Origin of the sequence: Citrobacter sp. NCU1 (assembly GCF_010231475.1) — a bacterium.
Lineage (GTDB): Bacteria > Pseudomonadota > Gammaproteobacteria > Enterobacterales > Enterobacteriaceae > Citrobacter_D.
Genome location: NZ_NRDO01000068.1, coordinates 1 through 12,256 on the forward strand (window position 1 = coordinate 1; position 12,256 = coordinate 12,256).

Consider the following 12,256-nt stretch of genomic DNA (forward strand, 5'->3'; position numbering starts at 1 on the left):
CCGGAACAATTTGAAAACCAGAATCTCGCTTAGGGTTGTGTCCACATTACGTGGGTAAGATCACAACAGAAGGCTCGTTCCTGGGCCGGAGGCGTTTTATTGTCTTTACCCGAGATTGAACAACGCTGCTGTAACCCCCACAGTGTGCCTGCGTGGCAGGAAAGGGAGTATCAACATGAGCCCCAGATAGTAAGGCACAACGATGTACTGACGGATGAGCGCCTGGGGCAACTCATGACGCGTTTTGAATTAACCGACTTTGAGCTGGATGTTATCCTGCTCGGATCACTGGTTCACCTGGACAGTCGCTATCAAGAGCTGCTATCTGAAATTCAGGGGAAGGGGCATCTGTTACCTACCATTGAACTGGCCCTGCGTTTATTTTGTTCATCTGAACTGGAACGGAGGGTGGCCGAAACCAGTTTCCTTCCTCAGTCTCCCCTTTATGCCAGCCAGCTTTTATTAGCAGACAGTGCGCCGTCGTCCGCCAGAAAGGTCTGGGGTAAAACTCCCTTGTCTACCCGATTGGAAGTATGGCATTTTTTGCTGGGAAATCGTTATCAAACGGCAGCTATAGAAGGTTTCTGTCAGTGGCAGACAGAGGCGTCAGAGGCGGATCTGACTCCCCCTGAGCATATGCTATATGGAGTGCTGAGAGATGCTGCTTTCGATACGGATAACCGTGGCGTCGTCATGTTGCGCCAGGCCACTACGCGCCAGATTGTCCACGCATTAGATGCATTTGGTTTCCAGACGCTGTTACTGGAGACAGGGTATCTTCCAGTGGAAAACGCTGAGGCATTGTCATTATGTCGACAGGCGATTTTCAATGCCCGCCTGCATCGAGGGGGGCTGGTGATTTGTTCACTGGACGAACTGCAGTCTGAACGGGCATCACTCTACCGGCAACTGACAGCACTGCTCGTACAGGCTAACATTCCCTTGATCTGCCTGTTGGACAAACATTCTCCTCTGATTCGACTGCCGCATTGCGCTCAAGTTGTTTTTGCAATGCCACAGTTAACCAGCCCGGAACGCTCGCACATACTGGGACAATGGCTGGATGAAGAAAGTGAGATTGACATTGAAACGCTGAGCCGACGCTTTTCTTTCACTGAGGAGGACATGCCGTACATTCGTCAGGAAGCCGAATTTTACCACCGGCAATTTGATCCTGTTAACGTCATGGAGCAGCGGGACTGGCATCAGGCATTGCGCTACCGCGCGCATCAACATTTTGGCAATCTTGCACAACGGATCGAACCGAAACGTTGTCTGGATGATTTGATTATTTCGACGGAGTTACGCCAACAGATTAACGAAATCAGTGCGGCCATACGTTACCGTGATGCACTGTTGGAACAAGGGTTTGAGCATAAAACTCAATATAGTACTGGTGTCAGTGCACTATTTTATGGCCCGTCAGGTACAGGAAAATCTATGGCTGCCGAAGTGCTGGCACACAGTATGCAAGTCGATTTGATCAAGATAGACCTCTCTGCGGTAGTGAATAAATATATTGGTGAAACTGAAAAAAATCTGGCCCGCATTTTTGATTTAGCTGAAGCTGATGCTGGCGTGTTGTTCTTTGACGAAGCCGATGCTTTATTTGGGAAACGCAGTCAGGTGAAGGATGCGCAGGATCGTCATGCCAATATTGAAGTGTCTTATCTTTTGCAGCGACTGGAACATTTTCCGGGTCTGGTGATCCTCGCAACCAACAATCGCAGCCATCTCGATGAAGCCTTTATTCGTCGTCTGACTTTTATTACCCGTTTTTCTTACCCGGATTCTGCCTTGCGTGAACAAATGTGGCGTTCTGTCTGGCCGGAGGGTGTGAAGGTGGACGATGACGTTGATTTTGTCAAACTGGCTGAATGCATTGATATTACTGGGGCGAATATCCGCAACATTGTGCTGCTCGCTTGTTGGCTGGCAAAAGCCGAAGGTGAAGAGAAGAACCGTACTCATGTAGTAAAAAACCGGCATATTGAACTGGCCTGCTCCCGCGAACTGGCCAAAGCCGGACGTCTGAAAATTTAGCCGAGGTTACCGACATGACTGTGATTACGCCTGATACCAGTATTCTGAACGTTAATAATGCGCTTTATAACGCATTAAGTGCCTATATTGATAGCGGGGTAACGATTATTTTTGATCTACCTCAGACAGATAATCCGCCGACTGAACCCACGTTAAGCGTGTTTCTTTACGAGATCCACGAAGATCTGCAAATGAGAACTGCGCAAATGAGAGTACCGACTTACAATAAGGGCGATAAAAGTGTCAGCATTGCACCCGGTTGGGTCAATGTAAACTGCAATTATATTATAACTTACTGGGATATTACTCAAACGCAGAGCAGCGGTTTGGGTAGCCCTGGTGATGCGCCGGACAACCCTGCGATAAAAGTGATGAACCAGGTTGTTAATGCATTAATCAATAACCGGACGTTACCCGATATTCCGGGAGCGTATACCAAAATGATCCCGCCAAAAGATGAATTGAATAGTTTGGGTAACTTCTGGCAGTCACTGGGTAATAAGCCACGATTATCTCTTAATTTATCAGTTACGGTGCCAGTTATTCTCACAGATCATAACGATACAGCACCATCCGTTGAAACCGTATCTGCGAATGTTGCTCAAATAGCATCATAAACCAATTGAAATTAGTCTTAGGGGATATTCTGTTTATCTTTAGCTGAAAGGCGACGGCTGCGCGACTATTAAAGAGGGTGTTGAAGCCCTGAGGTGTAACGACAGCATCATTCATTCCGATTGGTGCATGTCAGTATGCAGCCCTAAATAATTTTATATTGAAGATAGACTTATGCCTTACGTTAGTGAATCGGAAAACAAACGCTAAAGAAACTGAGAGGGATAAAACTGACTGGCTTTCCGACGGTATGCAAGAATGGGGTCATCATGAGGTGGCGGGTAAAAGCGGTGAAAGGATGAGGGGGATGCCATCGGGAAGCAGGAGTGCGGTCCAGTCGTTGGTCAGACGACTGGGGGCGACCCTACAAACGCTGATTGGAGTTGTTAATACCCTGCGTGCTGTTGATGACCGCAGCACGCAGAAAAACGTCTCGGGATACTCGTTACTGAGCTTATCAGCGCGTTCTCTCCCAGTAATAATAATGCGGTGATGTAGGCTCTGAAGGATAGTGGCAGAGAACAGATACCATTTTTACTGTAAAACCGTGGTCAACATTACTTGAGCACGACATTTCGCAACGAATCCCTGAGGCTTACTGAGCGTTAAGATTCTGACTCAGAACGTTGTGCTATTAGTGCCGGGAGAGACTGAGGCTCGCGAGAGATATTAGCCGGCCAGCGATAACCGCTAACGCGTGAGCGAGGAAATGATCGAATATTAACAGCATCACTTTGATTACCTCCAAGTACCATAAGATCTCCATTTGAGGAGGTTCCTACAACAAATCCGACATGCCCACCCCCCTCTCTGAGAAGAACCACTACACAACCAAGACCTGGTTCTTTCAATTCTCGTCCCCATTGTAAATATGACCTGGCCGATTCATATCGACTTGAAGGAATACCACAACGCTCCAGGATTGCGCCAACGAACGCTGCGCACCACGGTGTTTCATCGTCTTTGATACCACCTCGGCGAATATCTTTCCAAAACTGAAGGATAAGCGGATTGTGTTGTGTCCCCTTAATTTCCTTCTCACCCATATATTTTTTTGCCTCTACCAGCCATTCCGGTTCAAACATAAGATTACCTCTTTAGTAATGGATTTATACTTTATTTAATATCTAAACCACTTCATTGTTATTTTCATGCAATGTTTAAAGCGATGTTTCTGTATATCATTGTAGCGGAGGCTGTTTATTGGATATGCGTTTTTAACGCGCTGAAAATGTCTAAAAAGATTGATTTGGTATTTGCATTATACTAATTTTCGTTTAATGGCTTGTCATTATTTTGAAAGAGTGTCTGTGGCGTTCTGAGCCCGGGAAAATTTGAAAGCCAGAATCTCGCTTAGGGTTGTGTCTACTTTACATGGGTAAGAACAGACCAAAGGATATTGCTGAGACCAGGGGGCGATAAAATTTCTCGCATCGTTCAGTAATAGAGTAGTGACCTTACCCGGTAAGAGTGGTGCATGGTTTATTATTTTAATATCAACCATGTTTATTATGGATGTATCTTAAATCGCGTTTAATTGTAGATGCTTACAGAGTATTTAAGTGGATAACAATAGATGACAACATTTCCGATGTGTTCATACACGATAAAAATCACGCCCGCAGCCGCACATCCATACTAAAGAAGGACACGATGGCGGTGGCCTTCGTGTCCCGTTTCTATCGGTTTAAAACGGTCCCCATTTAATCGCCACGCCGATCAGCAGCATGATGACGCAAATAACAAACCAGACGGCGATCACCGGAGCCACAAAACGCAGCCATTTACCATAAGGCACCCCGGCAGTGGCTAATACGGCCATCAGAACACCGGAGGTTGGGTTCATACAGTTGACAATACCTTCGCCGAGTAATACCGCCTGGACCATCACTTGACGCGTCAGACCAAGGTTATCGCCAAGTGGAGAGAAGATAGGGATCAACAGTGCCGATTCGCCGGAGCCCGAAGATATCCCAAAATGAATCAACGCGGCACTGATAAACATCCCGAGGGTCGCCGCATGTATTGGCACTGGCTCCAGCAAATTGGATAAGCCCCCGACAATCGGATCCAGCACATTGCCTTGCTGCAACACCAGTGAAATGGCTGCCGCCATACCGACGATAAATGCGCCTTTCACCAATTTTGAACAGCCTGCCAGAAAGGTATTCGCAATCTCCGATCCGGACAGGCGGCCGATGATGCCGACAATTATCGTTAGCAGGATAAACATCGCCGACATCTCATTGGTGCCCCAATGGAATTGTATCGTACCGACGATAAACAGAATCAGAGCCAGCACGGTGGTGGCTAAAATCCATTTATGGCGACCCGTAACGTTTAACACGTCTTTGTCTGAAGTCTCCAGTGCGGGGCGCAACAAGCCTTGCTGCCGGGTTTGGCGAATTGACCAGATCAAATAGACGGCGGCAGTAATGATAAATAGCAGGCAGGTTATGCTACGCAACAGCATGCCGGAAAAGAGCGGTAACTGCGCCAGATGTTGTGTGAGTCCCGTCGTCGCAGGATTGAGGATCGCCACATTAAAGCCCGCCGCGCAGGTCAGATAGACCAGTGATGCTCCCAGTATTGGTGGCAAGCCCATCGAACGCGCGATCAGCAACCCAATGGGCACAAACGCAACCACGGCATTCACCACAACGCCAGTGGTACCCAGTAGGCCGAAGATAGCTGCAAAGATCAGCACGAGCCATTTGTCGCTGAGCTTTGTGCTGTGGGATAAAGAATTAAGCGCGGTCGCAATGGCACCGGTTTTTTCGATGACGGCCAACACCCCACCCGTAAACAGAATGAGAAAGATGATTGACGCTTGTTTCACCATGCCTTTGGCAATCGCCGTGAAGATTTCCAGCGGATAGACACCACTTTGTGCAACGGCATGCAGGCTGCCTTTCACCGCAAACTTGATACCGTCACGCGTTTCATAATCATAAATGCCGGCAGGAATAATCCAGGTCGCGACGGCGGCGAAGACCAGGATAATAAACAGCAACAGGTAGGGACTTTGCCCTTTATCCTGCAATGAAACCTGGGGTGAATATGAATCAACGTGGGATTGCGTCATGGTTTCCCCCTTCAGCAATGATCCCCGCCACTAATGCCGCGCGCAGTGGTACATCCGCGATGTTGATATGTTCATGTTTGGCATGGATCCCGGACCCGGTCGCGCCAAGGCCATCCAGCGTGGGTAAACCGAGCGCGGCAGTAAAATTACCGTCGCTGCCGCCGCCAACACTTTCGCCAACCACGGTGAAGCCTAATGCTTCCGCCACCTGCTGCGCTCGTGTAAACAATGTGCGCGATGCGTCTGTTTGCCGCATCGGTGGGCGTCCCTGTTCACCGTGGATGTGCAGCGTGATGCGCGGATCGTAAGGGCGCAGTTGGCAAATGGCTTCATGAATGCTCGCGGCTTCTTCCTGCGAAGTGACTCGGGTATCTATGCCGAGATACGCGTGATCAGCCACCACATTGAAACGGTTGCCGCCGTTGGCGATACCTACGTTAACTGTCGTTCCGCGAGCGGGTGAATTGAGGCTGTGCAGGTAAAAAATGTGCTGCGCCATCTCTTGTATTGCGCTGGCGCCTTCTTCGGGATTATTACCGGCATGCGCCGCCAGCCCGTGGAGAGTTATTTCATAGTGACCCGAGCCTTTTCGCGCGATTTTAAGCGCGCCGCTGCCCGCGACGGCAGGTTCGACGACGAAGACCTGCGCGGATCCGCGCGCATGTGTTTCAATCCATGTCCGCGAGCTTGGGCTGCCCAGCTCTTCGTCACTGTTGCACAGGAATACAATACGTTGGTGTCCGAGTAAGTTGAGCTGTTGTAACGCGCGCACTGCCCAGATGGCCTGCACCAACCCGGATTTCATATCCAGAATACCCGGCCCATATAATTTTCCCTCCTCCTCACGAAGGGTCAGCACTCCCTTGTCCCATACCGTGTCGAAGTGACCAATTAGCGTTGTTTGCGGTCCGTCGTTACCGACAGTGAATTTACGGTGGTTGCCGTAGTGAGTTTGTTCATCGATCTCCGCCTGCGCGCCTAAACGTTGTAGAAAAATGTCCTCCAGAACCCGGCCGCATGCATCTACCGCGGTTTTATCATGTGAGGGTGATTCTGCCAGTACTAACCGTTTAATATCATTCAGGATGTCGGGTGCGTGTTGTTCCAGGTACGTTTTTATATTTTTCATGTAATTTCCCGTCTGTCTTGGTTGTCACAGGCAGTATGCGCAGAATCGGCATTGTAAAAAATGAGCCGTGATGATTATTATTGTTGCCCTGAGAGCAACGAATAAGCCAAAAATATGACGTTCTCCACCTATCCAGAAAAATCGATCGGCTATTTGTATGAAGTTGGCGTACATGGCGGTATTCGACGCGCAGCCGATGCGTTGGGAATTAATCCGTCGGTCGTGAGCCGTCAGTTATCAGAACTGGAAAGAACGTTGCAACTGCCGTTACTCGAACGGCGTGGCCGCAATGTGGTGCTCACGGATGTCGGAAAATTGTTGGCAGAAGATTATGCGCTGACGGTACAACGGCGCAAACAACTCGAGCGCCAGTTGCAGGATTTGCGCCATATGCGCGGTGGGTCGGTGAACTTGCGTATAGGTCAGGGCATGGTGGAAGAGGTCGTCAGACATGTCATCGGTGAATTTTCTCAGGCGTATCCTGCGGTCTTCGTCAACATTCAGTCTGGTGATATGCAAACCACCCTCACGTTATTGGCAAAGGGAGAGGTGGATATGTCGGTGAGTTTTGGACCGTCCGCGCCGCCTGGTTTGAAGTGCAACAGTTTTCGGCGTGGACCCATTTGCGCCATTGTCCCTCCCGATCATCCAATTGCCTCTTTAAATGCGGTTACCGCCGAAGAATTAACACGCCACCGCTTAATTGTCATGAGCGAAGATTTTGGTATACAGCGCTATTTAAACGCCATTTTTAAACATGAGGGGCTTATTTTTACGCCTGCATATCGCTGTAATCTGTTTACCAGCGCTATCGCCTTATGCCAGACCGGACAAGGCGTGGCATTTATGACGCCGCAAACCTTGAAAAGTATTCAATTTCGCGAGCAACTGGTGGCTGTCCCAGTTGATCATCGTATTGCTCGCGAAAGTTTGTGCCATTTGTTGCGCTGTACTGACCATCGTCTGACACCAGCGGCAAATTACCTGTGGCGTTTATTAAACAGTTATTTTGCCGGGTTACCCTAACGGTAATAGGGGGGGATTACGTTCAAAAATTCCTCTTCTCATGTCTTAACATTCTCTGCCGCACCCTGTCACTGGGTCGAAAATAATCTCCTCTGACGCTCACCAACGCAATAACCCTCCACGTTGCGGTTATCTGCGAATAGGGGCGTTTGTCATAAATCCTCCACGGGCGGGATTATTCATAAATCCGTTTCGCGCAGGGTTATTCATAAATCCGTCACGTGCAGGGTTGCCGATGAAGCCATCGCGGGCAGGATTTCCGCTGTGCATGCCAAAACTATCAATGATGATGGGATCAACGATGACATGTTGGGTACCAAAGGGGCGGATCCTCCGGTTTTGGGCGTTAAGTGAAAAACCAACGCCACCCCCCAGGGGGCTTAGACCATTACCGGTAATCACCGCGATGCGTAACTCTCGCTCCCTTTCGACCTGGTGCTGCAGAGCGCTGGCTGCGACATAGGAGGAAGCCATCAGAAGTAGCGCCAGGGCGATGGATGAAGACGCCCGTAGCAGTTTCATGATTAATCCTCATTTAAAGTGTGGTTAATAAAGTATAGCTTTTTGCAGGCCAGACACTCGGCCAGGAAGGTACAAATAAGCACTATACTGACACATGACAGCAGGTGATGGTTCCTGTTTGCTGACCCTCTTAAGGCAGGAGACGATCATTAGCGACTTACTCTCTTTGGCGGTAATGTGTGCGACATTACTGCTCTTTAGCGGCATTGCGCCTGCGGTGGAAAATGTCGCCGTGGCATCGGCTTTTTCACAAAGCGTAGAGACAACCAATCCAATCGATCTCTCCCGGCAACAATTTCAACGCATTCAATCTTATCAGGTGCTGTTACGCTCCTCGTCACCTCAGGGTGAAAGCAAAATCATTCGCTATAGCTACCGTAAACCGGGATTTGTGAGGATGGACTTCACCCAACCCCACGCTGGCGCGGTTCTTATCTATAACCCGGTCAGTCGTAAAGTGAAGCTATGGCCCTTTGGGCTGGGGACATTTCCGGTGTTGAACCTTTCTCCGACAGATTCATTGATACAAGACGATCGCGGTCATCGGGTGGATCAATCAGATATCGGCGTATTGCTGAGCAATATTCGCCGGTTACAGCACGATGGGAAAACCGTGACCGTCGGTGAAGTGACGCTGGTGGGGCGTTCCACATTGCATCTGTCCGTGACGGGACCAAAAGGTGTGAGTGTCGATGGCGTGAATCGGTATGAAATTTGGTTAGATAAATCTCATGGGCTCCCGGTCAAAGTTGTCAGCTACGACCCGCAGGGAAATCTGCTGGAAACTGTCCTGATGGATGCCATGGTGATAAACATTCAGTTTCCCACTGATTTTTTTACACCGTAATGGGAGTTTGGGTTTATGGCCGAATACCGGTTTACCACGACCTGGCGGGTTGCCGCTTCTGTACAGGAAGTATGGGATGTGCTCTCTCATCCTGATCTCTGGCCTGAGTGGTGGGCAAGTCTGGAGCGGATCACTGAAATTGAAAAAGGCGATATCCAGGGGATCGGTGCGCTGCATCGTTATACCTGGAAAGGGGCCCTACCGTACCGATTAACCTTTGACATCCATGTATTGAACATCACGCCTTTTTATCTGCTGGAAGGGGAAGCCAGTGGTGAAGTTGAAGGGCGGGGGGTATGGTCATTTTCAGAGAATGGGAGGGAAACGATTGTCAGGTACGACTGGAATATTCGGACCAATACCCGGTGGATGAACTATCTCGCGCCGTTGGCAGCGCCCGTTTTTCGCTGGAACCACCATACTGTAATGCGTGATGGCGCAAAGGGATTGGCCCGAAAATTAGGTACAAACGTCGAAATGTATGGTGTCGACAATGGATAATACATGATCGTATTACCCATTGTTGACATCACGTTACTCTGTTTTTGGGTTTAAGAACTCTTCGGCATTTGCTCTTTCCAGTACACCGGCAACGATCCGATCGCACCGTGCGCCATCGAACGCGAAAGTGTCGCTCAGTGCGATATCCATTTGGCTGGCGAGTCCCTCACGGAGCAGACTGCGGGCGCGAAAGAAGCGGGTTCGCACCGTTGCTTCAGGGATATCCAGCGCTTGAGAAATCTGTTCCACGCTCATTTCCTCAACCGCACGAAGCATGAAGACCGTTCGAAAAGCCTCTGGCAGTAAATCGATACGGGCTTCCAGAAGTTGGCGCATTTGGGTTTGCATCACAGCATATTCCGGGTGTTGTTCAGGATTGTCGCTTAACGATCTCTGGATGTCAGCGTCAATGGCATTCATGGCTGAATCCAGGGGAATAACGGCGGCTGTTTTTCGCCTCAAACGCCCCAACGATTCATTCACGACAATACGCACCAGCCAGGTTGAAAGCGCGGACTCAGAACGAAATCCCTTCAAAGCGCGCCAGGCTTTCAGATAAGCCTCCTGAAGCGCATCTTCGGCCTCCGTGTCGTTCTTTAAAATGCTGCGTGCGGTCCGAAACAGGAGCCGGTTGTGGCGGCGCATGATTTCCGTAAATGCCGACGCATCCCCCAACGCTGCTCGTGAGACGAGAAAAGGGTCGGGAGAATGGTCCGGGATTTGGTCAGATGACAGTGATTGTGTATTCAGCATAGAGTCTCCTGTGTTCGGAACCTGTTTTTCACAGCGACAGTGGATACCGCATTAGTAACCGTAAAAGGTTTCACTGCGCACGTTGTCCTCATCGATGCCAGACATTGTGAGCGTGTGACGCATCGCCTCAACCAGGGAGGGTGGGCCGGAAACGTAGAAGGCCGGGTTATCCAGCCCTGTGACAATCTGCTTAATCCAGTCACTGTCGATGATCCGGGTTGCGCCATTCCAGGATTGGGTCGAATGCGCCATATCCGTCATGGTCGCCATTAACTGAAATCGTTGATTTTGCTGCTCAAGCTGCTGCAACTCATCGAGAAAGGCCGCCTCTTCGGGATTATGGTTGCTATATAGCAGGATCAATGGCTGCGGCGGCTGCTGTTTGGCTGCATGGCGCAACATGCTCATAAAGGGCGTGATCCCGATCCCCCCGGCAATGAGAATGCTGGCACGTTCGGTATTTTTGGGTAAGGTGAATGATCCAAAAGGACCATTGATCTGAACTTCAGTCCCAATGGGCAAGGCGCACAACGCACGTTTAAAAACGCTCTCGCCGATGCGCGTGGCGACCACCAGTTCGTCCTCCTCGGGCGCAGTGACAATGGAAAAGGTGTGGCGGGTATCCGATGACCGGGTGTCCGTTTGATGCCCCGGCAAAATGAGATCGATGGCTTGCCCCGGTTTGTGGCTAAACCCGACGGGTTTTTCGAAGTGGAAGGCCATCGTGCCTTTGGCAATCTGGCGGCATGCAGTCAGATGAATGTGATAGTCGACCATGATGAAACTCCGGTATTACGCTGAGGACGGCATTTGTTACTCTCGACAAAACACGGTTTCTCAGTACGTCAACGTCGAACTTAGGAATAATGACCCCGTTATTATTTTGCGAATGGAGGCGTTCTTTGGTCAGTGGAACGCCCTACGCCATGATGATAAACGAGTGTTCCCCCAAGCCATCTTCCGGCCATCAGGCAAATAAATCCTGCGGCATCTAAAACTAAAGATAGTGTGTTTGGTTCTTGCAGGTGCATATTCTCAAGACCCGTTAACAGACGGGTACAAAAAAGCGCGAAAGCGAGGCACATCAGACCCATGTGCCACCACACCATCCGCATCGGCGCGCCCTCAGGCACGCGAGACAGTTCAAACATGCCTGCAATCATGGCGATTAATGCCATAACACAGCCAATGGCAAGCAGTCCGCCTGACCAACGCCAGGCCATCTCACCAAACCACAATCCGGCAATATCGGCGGCAACGGCCAGTGACCAGCAGGCGATGGGAAAATGAACCAGCGCCGGGTGAAGCGGATGACGGGCCATCACAGGAACACGCTGAGCAGCGTAAGAAAGCCGACGGCGGCGGCGCAGGCATGAACGGCCACGATGGTTTTTGGCGGTAACGTCTTACGTATATGGAACGAAGCCAGAAAAAATCCGCCCAACGCCGCCGCCAGCAGTAATACGAAGGCGATCAAAACTTGCTGTGGCGCATTGCCCTGTGTCAGTAGCAGGATCAGCAAAATCAGCCCTGTTGCACCTAACCCGGCATGTAAAAGCGACAGTAACCAGGGGGCGAATTTATTGCGCAGCACATGTGCGGCCAGCACCAGCCCACCGAGTGCGCCGATGGCAAAAACGAGGATGGCGTAATTGAGCATGTGTTTTCTCCAGAAAAGCTGAGATAGCGCTGGCCCGTCATTGCCCGGCGCGTATGGCAATCTCTCCGGTATGAC

General features: G+C 50.1%; 13 protein-coding genes. 5 read left to right on the plus strand and 8 right to left on the minus strand.

Features of this window, described 5'->3' with window-relative positions; all coding sequences use genetic code 11:
• Positions 1 to 144 precede the first annotated feature (144 nt).
• Both CJP72_RS19095 and CJP72_RS19100 read left to right on the plus strand, forming a co-directional pair.
• Complete coding sequence (locus CJP72_RS19095) at positions 145 to 2,043, plus strand: ATP-binding protein (RefSeq protein WP_446714980.1); 1,899 nt, start codon at positions 145 to 147, stop codon at positions 2,041 to 2,043.
• Positions 2,044 to 2,057: 14 nt separating this feature from the next.
• Positions 2,058 to 2,660 carry a Pvc16 family protein gene (locus tag CJP72_RS19100; RefSeq protein ID WP_162382908.1) on the plus strand — a complete coding sequence of 201 codons (603 nt, stop codon included), beginning with the start codon at positions 2,058 to 2,060 and terminating at the stop codon, positions 2,658 to 2,660.
• 603 nt (positions 2,661 to 3,263) lie between these two features.
• On the opposite strand, the gene CJP72_RS19105 is transcribed toward CJP72_RS19100, so the two are convergent.
• The 3 genes from CJP72_RS19105 to CJP72_RS19115 form a co-directional block, all read right to left on the minus strand.
• Positions 3,264 to 3,743: a TIGR02594 family protein gene (locus CJP72_RS19105; protein WP_162382909.1), complete on the minus strand. Its 480-nt coding sequence runs from the start codon at positions 3,741 to 3,743 to the stop codon at positions 3,264 to 3,266.
• Positions 3,744 to 4,345: 602 nt separating this feature from the next.
• Positions 4,346 to 5,743, minus strand: a complete 1,398-nt coding sequence (locus tag CJP72_RS19110; protein ID WP_162382910.1) for a YfcC family protein — start codon at positions 5,741 to 5,743, stop codon at positions 4,346 to 4,348.
• Entirely contained in the window at positions 5,724 to 6,872 is a 1,149-nt protein-coding gene (locus CJP72_RS19115) for a M20 family metallopeptidase (RefSeq protein WP_162382911.1), read from the minus strand. Before CJP72_RS19115 ends, CJP72_RS19110 begins: the two co-directional genes overlap by 20 nt.
• A gap of 114 nt (positions 6,873 to 6,986) precedes the next feature.
• Here CJP72_RS19115 and CJP72_RS19120 point away from each other — a divergent pair, with 114 nt between their 5' ends.
• Positions 6,987 to 7,898, plus strand: coding sequence for a LysR family transcriptional regulator (locus tag CJP72_RS19120; protein WP_162382912.1), 912 nt, complete (start codon positions 6,987 to 6,989; stop codon positions 7,896 to 7,898).
• A gap of 129 nt (positions 7,899 to 8,027) precedes the next feature.
• On the opposite strand, the gene CJP72_RS19125 is transcribed toward CJP72_RS19120, so the two are convergent.
• Positions 8,028 to 8,420, minus strand: a complete 393-nt coding sequence (locus tag CJP72_RS19125; protein ID WP_162382913.1) for a hypothetical protein — start codon at positions 8,418 to 8,420, stop codon at positions 8,028 to 8,030.
• A gap of 175 nt (positions 8,421 to 8,595) precedes the next feature.
• Between CJP72_RS19125 and CJP72_RS19130 the strand changes: the two genes are divergently transcribed.
• Both CJP72_RS19130 and CJP72_RS19135 read left to right on the plus strand, forming a co-directional pair.
• The gene (locus CJP72_RS19130) at positions 8,596 to 9,267 is read left to right on the plus strand and encodes a DUF1571 domain-containing protein (protein ID WP_162382946.1); all 672 of its coding nucleotides are present in this window, start codon (positions 8,596 to 8,598) and stop codon (positions 9,265 to 9,267) included.
• A gap of 15 nt (positions 9,268 to 9,282) precedes the next feature.
• Complete coding sequence (locus CJP72_RS19135; RefSeq protein WP_162382914.1) at positions 9,283 to 9,768, plus strand: SRPBCC family protein; 486 nt, start codon at positions 9,283 to 9,285, stop codon at positions 9,766 to 9,768.
• A gap of 33 nt (positions 9,769 to 9,801) precedes the next feature.
• On the opposite strand, the gene CJP72_RS19140 is transcribed toward CJP72_RS19135, so the two are convergent.
• From CJP72_RS19140 to CJP72_RS19155, 4 genes are all read right to left on the minus strand, one after another.
• Entirely contained in the window at positions 9,802 to 10,521 is a 720-nt protein-coding gene (locus CJP72_RS19140) for an RNA polymerase sigma factor (protein WP_162382915.1), read from the minus strand.
• 51 nt (positions 10,522 to 10,572) lie between these two features.
• Positions 10,573 to 11,298, minus strand: coding sequence for an FAD-dependent oxidoreductase (locus CJP72_RS19145; protein ID WP_162382916.1), 726 nt, complete (start codon positions 11,296 to 11,298; stop codon positions 10,573 to 10,575).
• Positions 11,299 to 11,399: 101 nt separating this feature from the next.
• Positions 11,400 to 11,843 carry a DUF2231 domain-containing protein gene (locus CJP72_RS19150; RefSeq protein ID WP_238340119.1) on the minus strand — a complete coding sequence of 148 codons (444 nt, stop codon included), beginning with the start codon at positions 11,841 to 11,843 and terminating at the stop codon, positions 11,400 to 11,402.
• On the minus strand, positions 11,843 to 12,181 hold the full coding sequence (locus CJP72_RS19155) for a hypothetical protein (RefSeq protein ID WP_202882582.1): 339 nt from the start codon (positions 12,179 to 12,181) through the stop codon (positions 11,843 to 11,845). Before CJP72_RS19155 ends, CJP72_RS19150 begins: the two co-directional genes overlap by 1 nt.
• Positions 12,182 to 12,256 lie beyond the last annotated feature (75 nt).